Genomic DNA, 16,180 nt, shown 5'->3' on the forward strand with positions numbered 1-16,180 from the left:
CGTTTAGCCCGATTCCGCCCCGCCCGGGCCGGTACCGGTGCCACGATGCCGGCAGGGCGTGCCGTCCCGGCCGCCTCCGGCCTGCGGGCCGTGCTGCGGCCGAGAGGGGTTCCCGTGAGCGGCGTCGAGCCCGGTACGCCCTGCTGGGCCGACCTGGCCACCTCCGACCTGGCCGGGGCGAAACGCTTCTATCCCGAGCTGTTCGGCTGGACCGGGCGGGTGGCGCCGCAGCCGGAGGCCGGCGGCTACACCACCTTCCTCGTCGACGGGCGGGCCGTCGCCGGAGCCGGGCCGCCGGCCACCCCCGACCAGGTGCCGATCTGGTCGACGTACGTGGCCACCGACGACGCCGACCTCGCGGCCACCCGGGTCGAGGCGGCCGGCGGGCAGGTGCTGGTCAGCCCCTTCGACGTGTTCGACCAGGGGCGGATGGGCGTCTTCGCCGACCCGGCCGGCGCGGTGTTCAGCGTCTGGCAGCCGATGCGGATGCGCGGCGCGGAGCTGTTCAACGCCCCCGGCTCGATGTGCTGGAACGAGCTGGTCAGCCCCGACCCGGAGGGCGCGAAGGCCTTCTACGAGCTGGTCTTCGGCTGGCATCCCGAGGACCGGCCGATGGACGGGGGCACCTGGACCGGCTGGCGGTGCGGGGCGCGGATCGTCGCCGGGATGACGCCACCGCTGGGGGACGGCTATCCGGCGGACCTGCCGGCGTACTGGTCGGTGTGGTTCGCGGTGGCCGACGCCGACGCCACGGCGGCCCGCGCCGCCGAGCTGGGCGGCACGATCCTGGTGCCGCCGCGGGACATCGCGCAGGGCCGGCAGGCCGCCCTCCGCGACCCGGCCGGCGCGCTCTTCTCGATCATCGCCCGCCCGTAGGTGTTAACAGGGGGCCCTTCCTATACCGGAGGCGTTAAGAGGGGGCCCCTGCTTCCACCCCCGGCGGACGGGGACCACGAGGGGGCCGTGCTCGCCGGGGACGACCCGGACGTTGGCCCGGTAGTGGCGGGCGAGCAGCTCCTCGGTGAGCACCTCGTCCGGCGGGCCGGCGGCGACCACTCGGCCGGCGTCGAGCAGGACGAGGCGGTCGGCGTACTCGCCGGCGATGGAGAGGTCGTGCATGGTGGCGAGCACGGTCAGGCCGTGCTCCCGGCGGAGCTGGTCGACCAGCTCCAGCACCTCCTGCTGGTGGCCGATGTCCAGGGCACTGGTCGGCTCGTCGAGCAGCAACAGGGTGGCGCCCTGGGCGAGCGCCCGGGCCAGGAAGACCCGCTGCCGTTCGCCGCCGGAGAGGGTGGCCAGCTCCCGGCTGCGGAAGGCGTCCAGGTCCAGCCGGGCCAGCACGTCGTGCACGGCGCCCAGGTCGGCGGCCGACTCCCGGCCCAGCGGGGCGATGTACGGGGTGCGCCCGAGCAGCACGTAGTCCAGCACCGACATGCCGGCCGGCACCGCCGGGGACTGCGCCACGGTGGCCACCACCCGGGCCCGCTGGCGGGGTTTCAGGGCCCGGATCGGCGTACCGAAGAGGGTGACCGCCGGGCCGGCGGGCAGCAGGCCGCCGACGGCGCGCAACAGGGTCGACTTGCCGGCGCCGTTCGGGCCGATCACGGTGACCCACTCACCGGCGGCGACGGTCAGGTCGACGCCGGTGAGGATCGGCACCCGGTCCAGGGTCACGTGCAGGTCCCGCACCTCGACGGCCACGGCGGTCGGGCTCACGGCACCCGCCGGCTCGCGCCCGGTCACGGGAAGACCCGCCGGGCGGTCCGCAGGATCAGCACGAAGAACGGGCCGCCGAGCAGGGCGGTGACCACGCCGATCGGGATCTCCTGCGGGGCGGCGGCGGTCCGGGCCACCACGTCGGTCAGGGCCAGGAAGGCGCCGCCGAAGAGCATGGAGAGCGGCAGCACCACCCGGTAGCTGGAGCCGGCCAGCATCCGTACGGTGTGCGGCACGATGATCCCGACGAAGCCGATCAGGCCGGAGGCGGAGACGGCGGCGGCGGTGCCCAGCGAGGCGGCGGCGATCAGCAGGTAGCGGGAGCGTTGCGGGTGCAGCCCGAGGCTGGTCGCCTCGTCGTCGCCGAGGGAGAGCACGTCGAGTTCCCGCCGGTGCAGCAGCACCACCACGGCGGTGACCGCGAAGTACGGCAGGACCAGCCGGACGTCCTCCCAGCCGGCGGTGGCGAGCCGGCCGAGCAGCCAGGAGTAGACCGGCTGGATGGTGTCGGCGTGCCGTTGCAGCAGGTACGTCTGGCCGGCGGCGAGGAACGCGGAGACGGCCACCCCGGCCAGGATGAGGGTGGCCGGGGAGCGGTCCCGTCCGCCGGCCGCCCCGAGCAGGTACGTCATCAGCACCGCCCCGAGCGAGCCGACGAACGCGGCCAGCGGCACGGTCAGCGACATCCCGGTGAACACCTCGACGTTCGCCCCGAGGACGATCGCCACGGTCACCGCGAGTCCGGCGCCGGCCGCCACGCCCAGCAGGTACGGGTCGGCGAGCGGGTTGCGGAACACCCCCTGGTACGCCCCGCCGGCGAGGGCGAGCAGCGCCCCGACCAGCAGCCCGAGCACCGCCCGGGGCAGCCGCAGCTCGGTGACGATGGCGATCTCGCTCGCGCTGAGCCCGCTGTCCAGGTGCACCCCGGGGAACAGGTTGAGCAGCTCGACGGCGACGCTGCCGGCGGGCAGGCTGACCGGTCCCAGCGAGACGCCGGCGACCAGCGCCACCAGGACGGCGGCGATGCCGGCGACCAGCCAGCGCAGTCGCAGCCCGGCCGGCCGGGCCGTCGCACCCGGCCCGGCCGGGGGCCGCTCGGCGCCACCGGACCCGGCGGTGGCGCCACCCGGCTGGGCGGCGGCGCCCGGCCCGGCGGCGGGGGGACCGGTCACGGGCACGCCGGCCGGCCGGGGCGTACGGGACGCCCCGGCCGGCCGGTCGGGCTCCGTGGGTCGCACGGTCACCGGTGGTGGACCGTCACGCGGGCACCTTGGCGACCGCGTCGACGATCGCGCGGACCTGGTCGACGACGCGCGGGCCCCAGCGGGAGGCGATGTCGTCGTCGAGGGCGACCACCTGGTTGTTCTTGACGGCGGTGAGGCCGGCCCAGCCGCTGCGCGCCTTGAGCTTCTCCGGCGACTGCTGGCAGCACCTGGTGTCGGCGAGGAAGACGAAGTCCGGGTCGGCCTTGACGATCACTTCCTGGGAGAGCTGCGGGTAGCCCATCGCCTTGCCGTCGGCGTCGGAGGCGTCGGCGATGTTCTCCAGGCCGGCCAGGGCGTAGAGCGAGCCGATGAAGGTCTTGCTGGTGGCGGTGTAGAGCTCCGGGCCCAGCTCGTGGAAGTAGGTCAGCTTCTCCGACCGCTGCGGCAGGTCCTTGACCAGCTTGGCGATGTCGTCGCGCATCCGCTGGGTGAGGTCGGTTGCCTCGGCCGGGTGGCCGGTGAGGGTGCCCAGGTCGGTGATCTGCCGGTAGGTGTCGTCGAGGGTGTTGGCGGCCGGGGCGAGCAGCACCGGGATCTTCAGCTTGGTGAGCTGGTCGACGATCTTGTTGGTGTCGTTGGAGAGCACCACCAGGTCGGGGCTCTTGCCGGCGATCGCCTCGGCGTTGGGCTGGAAGCCGGACAGGTCGCTCTTGGGCACCTCGGCCGGATAGTTCGACTGGTCGTCGACGGCGGTGACCTGCTTGCCGGCGCCGATGGCGAAGAGCATCTCGGTCGCGGTCGGCGACATCGAGACGATCTTCTCGGGGCGCTTGTCGAGGGTCAGCTTGCCGACCGTGGCGGGGAAGCTGGCGGCCGGGGAGTTCCCGCCGGCCGCTCCGGTGGTGTCCGAGCTCTTCTCGGCGCAGGCGCCGAGGGTCAGCGCGGCGGCCGCGAGCAGGGCGGCGAACACCCGGGGGGTACGTCTGGACATCGGTCCTCCTGTCGGTCGAGGAGCGTGGTGCTTCGCCGACAGGGCGCAGGGGCCACCCGTCCGCGAGGCGCCCTTCCTCGAGAGCGCGTGTCGCGATCGTCCGCAGGCGACCTGGCTCGTCCCCACCCGTGTCCGGGCGGGGCATCACAGTTGCGGGACAGCGCCGGTTTCCCACCGGCTTCGCTGCGGGACGATCCGTGCCACGATAGCGCACGTCCGGGGACCGGCAGTGGGGTGGCGGGGGCCCGAGGGGGTGGCGGGCCCCCGCCGGTGCGAGGTCAGGAGGCGGTGATGGTGACGTTGTCCACAGCCGCCTCGACCAGGCTGGCCGTGGCGGTGTCGGCGGCGTCGACCTGGATCCGGACGGACTGGCCGGCGTACGGGGTGAGGTCGAGGTTCGACACCGTCCAGGCGCCGTCGCGGTTGGTGGCCGCCCCGGCGACGTTGAGCAGGGTGGTGGTGCCGCCGTTGTGGATCACGCTGACCTTGAGGTAGTCCGCCGACGAGGCGTTCGAGCCGTGCGCCAGGTACCAGGCCAGCGAGAGGGTCAGGGTGCCGCTCGCCGGCAGGGTCACCGCCGGGGACCGGGCGCTGGTCACCCCGCCGTCGACGTCGTAGTCACCCGCCGCGGTGCCGGCGAGCCGGCCGGTGACCAGGTCGTTGCTGCCGGCGTACGGGGTGAGTTGCTTGGCCCCCGACGAGGTGGTGGCCTGTGCGGCGCCGCGTTCCCACGCCCCGGTGGTGGCGGTGTCGGTGCCGGCCGGGTTGGTCGTCCAGCCGGTCGCGGTCTCGAAGGTGTCCGACCAGACGGTGGTGCCACCACCGCCGGTGCCGCAGTACTGCGCCTGCTTCCCGATCGCCCGGTACGGGCAGTCGGCGTACTCCGACAGCAGCAGCACGGCCTCCTTGTTCCGGGAGGTCTGGGCGGGGATCACCTCGTCGGGCGGGTAGAAGCCGCCGCCGCTGGACGACCCCGGGTACATCTCGAAGGTGTACGCCCAGATGCCGTGGGTCGCCCACATCCAGTCGATGCTGGTGCCATCGGCGATGTACAGGTCGCTGGACTGCTCCGGGGTGTAGTTGTTGGTGGCCGCCAGCTGCTGGCCGATGGTGGCGAAGGTGTTGTACTGGTCGGCGTTCATCCCGGTGGCGGTGTTCGCGGTGGTGTAGCCGTACGGCCAGAGCACCAGCTCCGAGTAGGTGTGGAAGTCGATGTTCGCCTTGATCTGCTGCACCCCGCCGACCACCCGGCTGTTGACGAAGTTGCGCAGGGCAGACGTCTCGGGGGCGGAGAAGCCGGACGGGCCGCGGTAGGTGTCCGACGAGGTGGAGCCGGACGAGCCGCCGCAGCAGCCCCACTGGTACGACCAGTTCCGGTTCAGGTCGGTCCCGACGTACGACGAGCCGCTGTTGGGCTGGCGGTTCTTCCGCCACGACCGGTACGACCCGGTGGCGATGTCGTACTCGCTGCCGTCGGGGTTGACGGTGGGGACGATCCAGATCTCCCGGGAGTTGACGATGTTGGTGATCCGGGAGTCGGTGCCGTAGTTGTCGGTGAAGAGGTTGAGCAGATAGATCGCCATCTCGACGGTCAGGTGCTCGCGGGCGTGCTGCTGGGCGTTGAAGAGGATCTCCGGTTCGTTCTCGTCGGTGCCGACGTTGTCGGAGATCTTCACCGCCATCAGGTCCCGGCCCTCGTACGAGGTGCCGATGCTGGTCCGCCGGGCGATGGTCGGGTGGTCGGCGACCACCTGGTTGACCAGCGCGTTCAGCTCGGCGTAGTCGTGGTAGTTGGAGTCGGCGGACGGGAACGCCTGGTTGCCGACGTTGCCGGCGGGCGCCGGCGTGGTCTGGAGTTCCAGGGTGAAGCCGAGGCGCTGGATGGCCGCGACCTCCCGCCGGGTGGCCGAGACGTACAGCCTGCCGTCCTCGACCAGGTCGATGGCGGCGCCGGTGCGGGCGACGGCGTCCCGGTCGGCGAGGGTGCGGGGGCCGACGACCCGGTAGGCGACGGCGGCCGGTTCGGCGGTGCGGTCCGGCGCCGGTCGTGCGGAGACCGGTGTGCCGGCGAGGGTGACGAGGCCGAGCCCGGCGGCGAGGGCGAGCGCCAGGCGGCGAAGGGTGGGCGTGCGGAGGGCCATGGATAACCTCCTCGGGGTCCTTGCGCACACTCCACCCGATCAATCAATTTAGATCAATATCGAGGCGTCATCCCGACCAGATCCTCATACCGGCAACAAGTTTCCATGCTTCGACCCCTGGCGAAACTTCCCTCCGGGCGGGACAGTGAACGGCAAGGACGCCTCAGCACTGTGGAGCTGCCATGGTCACGAACCCCCTGCGCACGGCCGCCCTCGCCGGCCTGACCGCACTCACCCTGCTCGGCACCACGGCACCGGCCGGAGCCGTCCGCCCGGCCACCGGCACGACCACCGTCACCCACGACGAGCAGATCACCTGGCAGGGCTGGTCCGGTGCCAGCCTCGGCGCCGGCACCACCGCCGGCACCACCGTCACCGCGACCGGGCTCGCCCTCGGCACCCCGGTCGGCACCATCGGGTACCGGGACCCGCACACCGGCACCCGGCGCACCTGGGCGTACGGCACCTGGACCTCGCCGGTCACCCAGGTCGGCTTCGGGGCCACCGAGCTGGTCGCCTCGTGGAACGCCGACACCCCCGCCGGCACCTGGCTCCAGGTCGAGGTCCAGGGCACCTACACCACCGGCACCCGCACCCCCTGGTACGTCATGGGCCGCTGGGCCTCCGGCGACGCCGACATCAAGCGGACCAGCGTCGACAAGCAGACCGACAAGACCTCCAGCGTCTGGACCGACACCCTCGCCGTCGACGACCCGGCCGCCGGGGTGCTGCTCCGGGCCTACCAGCTCCGGCTCACCCTCTACCGGGACCCGACCCGGACCACGACGCCGGTGGTCCGCTCGGTCGGCGCGATGAGCTCGGCCGTACCCGACCGGTTCACCGTCACCCCCAGCGCCGGCGGGATCGCCTGGGGCACCGAACTGGCCGTACCCCGGCACTCGCAGGAGATCCACGCCGGGCACTACCCCGAGTACGACGGCGGCGGCGAGGCCTGGTGCTCGCCCACCTCCACCGAGATGGTGGTGGAGTACTGGGGCCGCGGGCCGTCCAGCACCGACACCGCCTGGGTGGACCCGAGCTATCCCGACCCAACGGTCAACCACGCCGCCCGGATGACCTACGACTACCAGTACGACGGCGCCGGCAACTGGCCGTTCAACACCGCCTACGCGGCCAGCTTCCCCGGCCTGGAGGCAAAGGTCACCCGGCTGCACTCGCTCGACGAGCTGGAACACTTCATCGCCGCCAGCATCCCCGTCGTGACCAGCCAGTCCTTCCTGGCCAGTGAGCTCGACGGTGCCGGCTACGGGACCGCCGGGCACCTGATGGTCGTGGTCGGCTTCACCGCCACCGGCGACGTCATCGTCAACGACCCGGCGTCGCCGAGCAACGCCGCGGTCCGGCACGTCTACCCCCGCGCCCAGTTCGAGCAGATCTGGCTGCGCACGCAGCGGACCACCGCCAGCGGCGGCACCGGCAGCGGGTCCGGCGGAATCGTCTACCTGATCAAGCCGGCCGGCGTCGCCTGGCCGCAGGTGGCCGGCTCCACCAACTGGTGACCCCGACCAACCCACCCCCGTCCACCTCACCTCGCGGAGTTCCGATGGTCACACCGAAGCTGCGCGCGGTCGCCCTCGCCGGCGCCACCGCGCTCACCCTCCTCGCCCCCACCCCGGCCCGGGCCGACAACAATCTCCCCGTGCCCACCCACGACGAACAGATCACCTGGCAGGAATGGTCCAGCCACCCCGACTGGCGTACCGGCGAACACCACGGGACGTACGCCATCCCCGGTCACCGCACCGGGATCACCATGGGCGAGCCGGCCGGAACCACCGAGTTCACCGACGAACACAGCGGCACCACCCGCACCTGGGAGTACGCCACCTGGACCTCCCCGCAGCGGCAGGTCGGCTTCGACGCCACCGAACTGGTCGCCTCCTGGAACGCCGAGACCCCGGCCGGCACCTGGATCCAGGTCGAGCTCCAGGGCACCTACAACACCGGCGACCACACCCCCTGGTACGTGATGGGCCGCTGGGCCTCCGGCGACCAGGACATCAAGCGGGCCACCCTGGACGGGCAGGGCGACCCCTGGTCGAGCGTCTGGACCGACACCTTCGCCATCGACGACGCGAAGGCCGGCGTGCTGCTGCGGTCGTACCAGCTGAGGTTGAGCCTCTACCGGGCGCCCGGACAGGCCGCCTCCCCCCGGGTCCGGATGCTCGGCGCGATGGCCTCCAACGTGCCCGACCGGTTCACCGTCACCCCGAGCAGGGGTGGCATCGCCTGGGGCACCGAACTGCCCGTGCCACGCTACTCGCAGAACATCCACAGGGGCGAGTACCCCGAGTACGACAACGGCGGTGAGGCCTGGTGCTCACCGACCTCCACCGAGATGGTGGTCGAGTACTGGGGACGCAGGCCGTCGGCGGAGGACACCGCCTGGGTCGACCCGAGCTACGCCGACCCGACGGTCGACCACGCCGCCCGGATGACCTACGACCACGAGTACGAGGGCGCCGGCAACTGGCCGTTCAACACCGCGTACGCGGCCAGCTTCCCGGGCCTCGACGCCAAGGTCACCCGGCTGCACTCCCTCGACGAGGTGGAACGCTTCATCAAGGCTGGTATCCCGGTCGTCACCTCGCAGTCCTTCCTCGCCAGCGAACTGGACGGGGCCAACTACGGCACCGCCGGGCACCTGTTCGTGGTGGTCGGCTTCACCGCCGACGGGGACGTCATCGTCAACGACCCCGCCTCCTCCTCGGACGACGCCGTGCGCAACGTCTACCAGCGGGAGCAGTTCGAGCAGATCTGGCTGCGGACCAAGCGCTACCGGGCCAACGGCACGGTGGCCGGCGGCTCCGGCGGCATCGCGTACCTGATCAAGCCGGCCGACCGGCCCTGGCCCGTCATCCCCGGCTCCACCAACTGGTGAGGTGAAAGGAGGGGCCCCTTGTTAACGCATTCGGTATAGCAGGGGCCCCTTCTTAACGCCCCGGCCCGCTAAGCGCGCGGCGACGGCGGACCGCCCGGGCGAGCAGCACCAACCAGGCCAGCGCCGCCGCGACGCCCACCGCCGCGAAGAGGGTGGCCGCCACCCAGAAACCACCGCCCGAGGCGCCGAAGACGCCGCTGCGGGCACCGGTGTCCCGGGCCGGCGCGCTGCCGCCCCGGACCAGCTCATCCGGCGCGTCGTACAGAATGACGTCCCGACGGACCGGCGAACCGTCACCGGGCGCGAAGTCGCCGTACCAGGTGCAGGCCCGCCGCCCGCACGTCTCGTACCCGGCCGTGAACGTCCCCGGAGTGCCACCACCGGACTTCGCCTGCCAGGCCGGCCCCACCTCGGAGCCGACGCCGCCCAGGGCGACCAGCGCCACGACCGGAAGCACGACCCACCGTACGCACCATCTGGTGATCCTTTTCAGCACGGCCGCCCACCCTAGCGGGCGGCCGCCACTCATCCCCGGCCCGCGCGCCCCGCAGGCGACGGCGCAGGCCCCACCCGCCGGATCGGGCGCCGACGGGACCGCGGGAAGTGCGGGGATTGCCCTACGCTGTGCCGGCTGTCGGGACACACAGGACGGGGACGGGATGCGACGTCGACTCCGCGGTACGGCACTCGGGCTGCTGCTGGCCACCCTGGTGACCGGCTGCGCCGGCCCGACCGACGCCGGCGCCACACCGAAGTGGGAGAGCGCCTCCGCCGCGCCGTTCGTCCCGGTGGCCGGTGCCTGCCACCGGGAGGTCGAGAACGTCGGCTACCGCTTCGCGTACGCGCCGGTGGACTGCGCTGAGGTCCACCGCACCGAGACCGTCCATGTCGGTACGTTCACCGGCGCGGCCGCCGGACGGACCACGCCTCCCCCGGCCGGCTCGGCCGACAGGCGGACCGCGTTCAAGGCCTGCGACGCCCGGGCGACCGCCTACGCCGGGGCCGACTGGCGGGGCGCGCTGATGTCGCTGCGACTGGTCACCCCCGAGCCGCGGGACTGGACTGCGGGAAGCCGCTGGTACCGCTGCGACCTGTTCACCCTGTCCAGCATCGACGGCAGTTCCAGCAGACGAAACCCTGACGACTTCGCCACCCAGCGCACCGGTTCGTTGCGCGGGGTGCTCACCCGGCCGTCACCGCTGCGGTTCGCCTGCTTCGACGAGGACAGGTGGGAGAACCTGGCGCCGGTCCCCTGCGCCAGGGCGCACCACTTCGAGTACGTCGGGATCTGGACCGCGCCGGAGGGCACCTACGAATGGGCCGGCCGCGACCCGGAAGTGATCTACAACCACTGCCAGCAGGTGATCGCCCGGCGGGTTCGGGGCACGGCGGACGAGCGGCCGGTTCCCGGCTCCGGCACGATGTACCGGCTGCCCTCGCCGGGGGCCTGGCAGCGCGGCGACCGCGGGATCCGGTGCTTCTACTGGTCCGGCGAGTACCGGACGATGAGCCGCCCGCTCGAGGGCTGATCCTGGGCCGGTCGAAGCCCGCCCGACGGTCGGTCGCGCGGGCTGATCCGAAGCCCGCCCCGGCGGTCAGTCGCGGCGGTCGCCGGGCTCGCCGTCGGTGGGCTGGTCGTCGCCGGCCAGCGCGGACCGCAGCCGCTCCTTGTCGGCCCGCCGGCGGACCGCCGCCTCGGCCATCTCGCCGGCCATCTCGTCCCGCCAGCCCTTGAGCAGGAAGAACGAGAGCGCGGCGGAGAAGACCAGCGCCAGCATCAGCCGCAGGAAGATGTTCATCTCGACGAACCAGAGGGCCGCCAGCACGACGACGAACAACCCGATCCGGCCCAGCGTGTACTTGACCGCCGCGCTCACGTGCCCACTCCGTTCGTCCACGCCCGGTCACCCCGGGCCCAGGTTCGTTCGGCCCGTCGCCGGGCCAGCCGTCGCGCCCTCGCCGGGCGATTCGTTCAGCCCGTCCGCCGGGCCAGCCAGTGCACGCCCCGGAACCACACCACCGCGTACACCAGGGTGAAGGCCGCGGCGGCGAGACCGCCGGTGGCCAGCGGCGCCAGGCCGGCCGCGAACCCCGCGACCAGCAGCCCGCCCAGCACCGCGAGCGCGGCGGCGACCAGGGCCGCGACCACCCGGGCCGCGCCGAACTCCCAAGCCCGGAAGTCGTCCCAGAACAGCCACGCCGGCAGGATGATCGCCAACCAGCCGTTGGTGTGCCCGAACGACCCCGCGCCCAGGCCGGCGAAGGCCCAGTCGAAGAGCACCAGCGCCAGCACCCCGATGAACCAACCGGCCAGGCTGATCCCGAGCAGGTCGCCCAGGGTGAGGACGCGCCCGTGGCTGTCCCGGCGGGGAAAGCCGCCGGGCTGCTGCCCGGTGCCGTCGGCGGTCCGGTTCCGCTGCTGCTCGGTCATCGTGCGAGGAGGATACGCCGGGCGGCTCAGGCCCAGACCTGCTGCGGCTCGGCGCGCCGCTCGGCCAGGGTCGGGGCGGCGTCGTACTCGCGGACGACCTCGTAGCGGGTGTTCCGCTCGACCGGCCGGAAGCCGGCGTCCCAGATCAGGTGCAGCAGGTCGTCCCGGTGCATCGTGTTCGGCGTGCCGTACGAGTCGGCGTCGTGGGTGATCTTGTATTCGACGACCGAGCCGTCCAGGTCGTCCACGCCGAAGTTCAGCGAGAGCTGGGCCACCGACAGACCGTGCATCACCCAGAAGTTCTTCAGGTGCGGGACGTTGTCCAAGAGCAGCCGGGAGACCGCGAAGGTCTTCAGCGACTCGGCCGGCGACGCCATCGTGGTCCGTGCCTGGATCCGGTTGCGGATCTTGCCGTCGGCGGAGTCGACGAAGTCGTGCTGGTAACGCAGCGGGATGAAGACCGCGAAGCCGCCGGTCTCGTCCTGGAGCTCACGCAGCCGCAGCACGTGGTCGACCCGGTGCCGGGGCTCCTCGATGTGGCCGTAGAGCATCGTCGCCGGGGTCTTCATCCCCTTCGAGTGGGCCAGTCGGTGGATCCGCGACCAGTCCTCCCAGTGGCACTCGTGGTCGACGATGTGCTGCCGGACCTCCCAGTCGAAGATCTCCGCGCCGCCGCCGGTGAGCGACTCCAGGCCGGCGTCCATCAGCTCGTCGAGGATCTCGTCGGCGCTCAGGCCGCTGATCTTCTCGAACCACTGCACCTCGGTGGCGGTGAAGCACTTGAGCTTGACGTTCGGCAGCGCCGCCTTCAGCTCGCGCAGCACCTTGGGGTAGTAGCGCCAGGGCAGCGTCGGGTGCAGGCCGTTGACGATGTGCAACTCGGTGAGCTGCTCGTCCTCCATCTCCTTGGCCTTGCGGACCGCCTCGTCGATCCGCATCGTGTACGCGTCCTTCTCGCCCGGCTTGCGCTGGAACGAGCAGTACGCGCAGGACGCGGAGCAGACGTTGGTGAGGTTGAGGTGCCGGTTGACGTTGAACATCACCCGGTCGCCGTTCAGCTCGGTGCGCCTGTGGTGCGCCAGCCGCCCCAACCAGGAGAGGTCGTCACTGTCGTAGAGGGCGATCCCGTCCTCCCGGGTCAGCCGCTCCCCGGCGTACACCTTCGCTTCGAGCTCACGCTTGAGTCCGGCGTCCATCGAAAGCCACGTCCCTTCCACCTGCGGTCCCGGTCGAGCCTACGTCGGACATCCGACGAACCGACGCCCCGGGCGCGCGCAGCGACCCAGTTCACCGCTTCTCCGGTGCATCGTCACCCTCCGCACATCGACATCCCTGCGTCCGTGAGGTAAGACAGATCGGGGAGGCGACACACACTGGTAGCCTCCCTCCGCCGTGCCCACCGGACGCGGCGACACCACGCCGGACGGGGAGCGGAATGGTCGACAGCGGGCACGGGCCAGGGCAGCGTCGACGGAGCCCGGTGATCTCGCCGGTCCTCCGTCCCCGGCTCTGGTCGGCACTGCTCGGTGCGATCGTGGCCGCCGTGATCGCCAGCCCCGCGTACGCCGAACCCGCCCTGCCGGACACCGTGCCCGACGCCGGTTCCCGGCCGCTCGCCACCGGCTCGCTGCTGCTTCCCGGCACCGGGGCCGCCGTCTCCGACGCTCCCGCCCCGGTCGGCGGCCGGCCCGCCACCAATCCGGCGGCGCCGGTGGCCAACCCGGCCGACGCCCCGCTGCTCGCCCTGATCAACGCGGTCGACGCCCAGGTGGGGAGCCTCGGCGACCAGTTGATCACGTTGCGCCAGCAGCGCGCCGAGACCGCCACCCAGCTCGCCGACGCCGAGCGCAACCGCGCCGCCGCCCAGGAGGCGCTGGCCAAGGCGCAGGCGCAGGCCGACGAGGCCGCCGCGTCGGCGCTGAAGGAGGCCGCCGCCCTGCCGCCCGGCGCCTTCGCCCGCAACCTCCAGGACCTCACCGCGTTCCAGCGCCTGACCCGCGGCGAGCGGACCGAGCCGACGACCACCGGCACCTCCGGCGAGCTGACCCGGGCCCGAGCCGCCGCGCAGGTGGCCGACCAGGCGTACGCCGCCGCCCAGGACCGGGACCGCAACGTCGCCGAGCAGTTCGCCGCCGCCCAGCGCTCGCTGCGCTCCCAGGAGACCCGCCTGGTCAGTCTGCGCCGGGACAACGCCGCCCAGCTGACCCGGATCGAGCAGCAGCAGGACGTCGTCGAGCAGCGGATCGGCGCGGGCTACCTCGACGGTCCGACCGGTGTCGGGCGCAACGTCGGCGGCCTGACCGCCCACCCGCAGGCGCTGGCCGCCGTCCGGTACGCGCTGGCCCAGGTCGGCGATCCGTACGTCTGGGCCGAGGAGGGGCCGGACGCGTTCGACTGCTCCGGACTGGTCTGGGCGGCGTACCGTTCGGCCGGCTACTACGGCCTGCCGCGGGTCGCCCGCGACCAGTACTACGCGACCCGGGGCCGCACCGTCGACCCGTCTGCCCTGCTCCCGGGCGACCTGCTCTTCTTCGCCTCGGGCAGCAGCTGGACCACGGTCCACCACATGGCGATGTACATCGGCGGCGGCAAGATGGTCGAGGCGCCCCGGACGGGCGAGCTGGTCAAGATCTCCACCGTCCGCTGGTCCCGCCTCTACGCCGCCACCCGGGTCGTCGGGGCGGTGAACGGGCCGGCGGCTCCGCTGCCCGTCGTGCCCGGCACCCCGGGCGGGTCGCCGACCACGGTCCCGACCCCGACCCCCACCCGCAGCGCGACCCCGACGCCCACGCCGAGCCGGCCCGCCTCGCCGAAGCCGACCCCGAGCCGCACCACGTCGCCGGGCGGCACCACCAGCCCGACCCCGACCGGGGGCAGCACTCCGACGCCTGCTCCCACGCCGAGCCCCACCGGCTCCTCCACCCCGAGCCCGAGCGGCACGCCGACCACCCCGCCCAGCTCCTCGGCGCCGGCTCCCAGCACCAGCGCCCCGACCACCACCGAGCCCGGCCCGACGCAGACGTCCACCGCGCCGAGCCCGGTGCAGACCACCACCGAGCCCAGCCCGGCGGAGACCACCAACGAGCCGAGTCCGGTGCAGACCAGCAGCGTCGCCCCGGCGGGCAGCACCAGCGTCGCCCCGTCGGACAGCACGTCGTCGGAGCCGTCGACCAGCACCGGCACCGGCGGCTGAGCCCAACCGCCCACTCCGACTGTGCGGTACGGCCGGAATGTGGCACCGTGACACTCAGGCACTCCCGGGCCGGCGCCACCGGTCCGGTAGCGGGCATGGGCGCGGAGGTCGGGCATGGGTGAGCATGAGGTTGCGGCGGAGACCGTGGACCGGGATCCCGTGCCGGCCGGACCGGCGCCGGACGGTCACGACCAGCCTCTTGCCGCCGTACGCCCGGTCAGCGCGGCACCGGCCGCCGCACCGGCCCGCGGACGGGTGAGTGTGGCCGGCGCCGAGGCCCCGGCCGACGGCGCCGTGCCGGGCGGGCGGGCGACCGCCACCACCTACCGGGCCGGCGCCCCGACCACGGCGGCTCCCGACGCGCCCGCGCCCCCGGCGAGTCCGGTCGCTTCGCGGGCTCCGGCGGTCGCGCCGTTGGAGCGCCGCCGCCCCGGCGCCACCGTGAGCGAACCGGGCAGCTGGTCCGCCTTCGGCAGCGCCGAGCAGCCCGCCGGGAGCGCCGGTGGCGGCAGCGCGCAGCCCGAGAGCGACAGCGGCAGCACCGCCCGGCCCGGCAGCGGCAGCGGCAGCGGCAGCGGCAGCGAAGGCCCGGAGGCGGCCGGTGGGCGACCCGAGCCGTCGGCGGTGCCGGAACAGCGACGGGGTGGCGGTGCCGCCCGGGCCACCGCCTCGGTTCCCGGGCTGAACCGGATCTCCCCGGCCGACTCCGCGCCGGCCGCCACGGCCCAGTCCGGCGCCACCGTCTATCGCAGCGGCCCGGTCGAGCCCGCGCCGCCGGAGCCCGTGCAGCCGCCCGAGCCCGTCCAGCCGCCCAACCCACCCACCCCCGAACCGGAGCCGGCGCCCGCCCCCGTGCCGGGTCCGATGCCGCCCGCACCGGAGCCTCCGAGGCCCGAGCCGGCGCCGGTGCCCGTGCCGCCCGGCCCGGTTCCCGGTCCGCCGCGCCCGGGTCCCACCCCGCCCGGCCCGGTCCCACCGCTGCCCGGCCCGCCCGCCCCGCCGCCCGGGCCGCCGATCCCCGGCCCGCCCGCCCCGCCCGGGCCGATGCCCGCGCCGCCGTTCCCGCCGCCGCCGGCCTCCGCCATGCCCCGGGGCACGGCGTCCGTGGCCTCCGCGCCCGCCGTCGTACCCCCGGTGTCCGCGCCACCGGTGGTGCCGGCCCCGGCGCTGCCCGCGTGGCCCCCGCCCACCAACCCGACCGGCCAACGGACCGCGGCCGGCGGGCCCTCGGCGCCCGCCGCCACCGCCCGCCCCTCCTGGTCGCCGCCCGCCCCGCCCGCCGGACGGCCCCCGTACCGGGGCGGACCGGACCTGGCCAGCACCGTGTACGGCGGCACCGAGGGCCCGGGCCACGCGACGGTCTCCTTCCCGGCCGGCAACCCGGTGGAGAACTCCGGCTCGCTGACCGGCCACATCCTGGCCCAGGGCTGGGCGGAGGAACCGACCACCACCCGCTCCCGGACGGTACGGGTGGTGGTGGTCCTGGCCGCCTCGCTCGCCCTGCTGGTGGCGATCAGCGTGCTCGTCCTCTTCCTGGCCAACGACGCGCTGGACGGGCTGGTCGGCAACGTCCTGGCCCGCTGACCCGGCCCGGTCGGCGC

At 73.7% G+C, this 16,180-nt stretch carries 14 protein-coding genes and 1 riboswitch; of the genes, 6 read left to right on the plus strand and 8 right to left on the minus strand.

Translation table 11 applies throughout. From position 1 onward, the window contains the following. The first annotated feature begins 114 nt into the window (after positions 1–114). Positions 115–876: a VOC family protein gene (locus GA0070564_RS05815; RefSeq protein WP_091603492.1), complete on the plus strand. Its 762-nt coding sequence runs from the start codon at positions 115–117 to the stop codon at positions 874–876. Positions 877–879: 3 nt separating this feature from the next. Here the strand turns inward: GA0070564_RS05815 and GA0070564_RS05820 are convergent, their stop codons facing one another. The 4 genes from GA0070564_RS05820 to GA0070564_RS05835 all read right to left on the minus strand — a co-directional run bounded on the left by GA0070564_RS05820 (position 880) and on the right by GA0070564_RS05835 (position 6,053). Then, positions 880–1,716: an ABC transporter ATP-binding protein gene (locus tag GA0070564_RS05820; protein WP_091604630.1), complete on the minus strand. Its 837-nt coding sequence runs from the start codon at positions 1,714–1,716 to the stop codon at positions 880–882. A gap of 23 nt (positions 1,717–1,739) precedes the next feature. Continuing rightward, positions 1,740–2,768, minus strand: a complete 1,029-nt coding sequence (locus GA0070564_RS05825) for a FecCD family ABC transporter permease (protein ID WP_245669850.1) — start codon at positions 2,766–2,768, stop codon at positions 1,740–1,742. A gap of 205 nt (positions 2,769–2,973) precedes the next feature. Beyond that, positions 2,974–3,912, minus strand: a complete 939-nt coding sequence (locus GA0070564_RS05830) for an ABC transporter substrate-binding protein (RefSeq protein WP_091603495.1) — start codon at positions 3,910–3,912, stop codon at positions 2,974–2,976. Between the two features lie 110 nt (positions 3,913–4,022). Then, positions 4,023–4,091, minus strand: a riboswitch (cobalamin riboswitch). Between the two features lie 99 nt (positions 4,092–4,190). Further along, positions 4,191–6,053 carry a M14 family metallopeptidase gene (locus GA0070564_RS05835; protein WP_091603497.1) on the minus strand — a complete coding sequence of 621 codons (1,863 nt, stop codon included), beginning with the start codon at positions 6,051–6,053 and terminating at the stop codon, positions 4,191–4,193. Between the two features lie 182 nt (positions 6,054–6,235). Between GA0070564_RS05835 and GA0070564_RS05840 the strand changes: the two genes are divergently transcribed. After that, entirely contained in the window at positions 6,236–7,573 is a 1,338-nt protein-coding gene (locus GA0070564_RS05840) for a peptidase C39 family protein (protein ID WP_091603500.1), read from the plus strand. 44 nt (positions 7,574–7,617) lie between these two features. Continuing rightward, on the plus strand, positions 7,618–8,955 hold the full coding sequence (locus tag GA0070564_RS05845; RefSeq protein WP_091603503.1) for a C39 family peptidase: 1,338 nt from the start codon (positions 7,618–7,620) through the stop codon (positions 8,953–8,955). A 52-nt stretch (positions 8,956–9,007) separates the two neighbouring features. Here the strand turns inward: GA0070564_RS05845 and GA0070564_RS29195 are convergent, their stop codons facing one another. Further along, positions 9,008–9,412, minus strand: coding sequence for a hypothetical protein (locus GA0070564_RS29195; protein WP_176730551.1), 405 nt, complete (start codon positions 9,410–9,412; stop codon positions 9,008–9,010). Positions 9,413–9,614: 202 nt separating this feature from the next. On the opposite strand from GA0070564_RS29195, the gene GA0070564_RS05850 reads away from it, so the two are divergent. After that, positions 9,615–10,484, plus strand: a complete 870-nt coding sequence (locus tag GA0070564_RS05850; protein WP_176730552.1) for a septum formation family protein — start codon at positions 9,615–9,617, stop codon at positions 10,482–10,484. 66 nt (positions 10,485–10,550) lie between these two features. Here GA0070564_RS05850 and GA0070564_RS05855 read toward each other — a convergent pair whose 3' ends face one another. From GA0070564_RS05855 to mqnE, 3 genes are all read right to left on the minus strand, one after another. Beyond that, entirely contained in the window at positions 10,551–10,832 is a 282-nt protein-coding gene (locus tag GA0070564_RS05855) for a DUF4229 domain-containing protein (RefSeq protein WP_091603509.1), read from the minus strand. Between the two features lie 95 nt (positions 10,833–10,927). Next, the gene (locus tag GA0070564_RS05860; RefSeq protein ID WP_091603512.1) at positions 10,928–11,386 is read right to left on the minus strand and encodes a hypothetical protein; all 459 of its coding nucleotides are present in this window, start codon (positions 11,384–11,386) and stop codon (positions 10,928–10,930) included. A 26-nt stretch (positions 11,387–11,412) separates the two neighbouring features. Next, on the minus strand, positions 11,413–12,582 hold the full coding sequence (mqnE, locus tag GA0070564_RS05865) for an aminofutalosine synthase MqnE (protein WP_091603515.1): 1,170 nt from the start codon (positions 12,580–12,582) through the stop codon (positions 11,413–11,415). 239 nt (positions 12,583–12,821) lie between these two features. Between mqnE and GA0070564_RS05870 the strand changes: the two genes are divergently transcribed. After that, on the plus strand, positions 12,822–14,579 hold the full coding sequence (locus tag GA0070564_RS05870; RefSeq protein ID WP_091603517.1) for a C40 family peptidase: 1,758 nt from the start codon (positions 12,822–12,824) through the stop codon (positions 14,577–14,579). Positions 14,580–14,693: 114 nt separating this feature from the next. Continuing rightward, complete coding sequence (locus GA0070564_RS29775; protein ID WP_091603520.1) at positions 14,694–16,163, plus strand: hypothetical protein; 1,470 nt, start codon at positions 14,694–14,696, stop codon at positions 16,161–16,163. The last annotated feature ends 17 nt before the right edge of the window (positions 16,164–16,180 follow it).

It is taken from the genome of Micromonospora mirobrigensis (assembly GCF_900091555.1).
Taxonomy (GTDB): Bacteria; Actinomycetota; Actinomycetes; order Mycobacteriales; family Micromonosporaceae; genus Micromonospora; species Micromonospora mirobrigensis.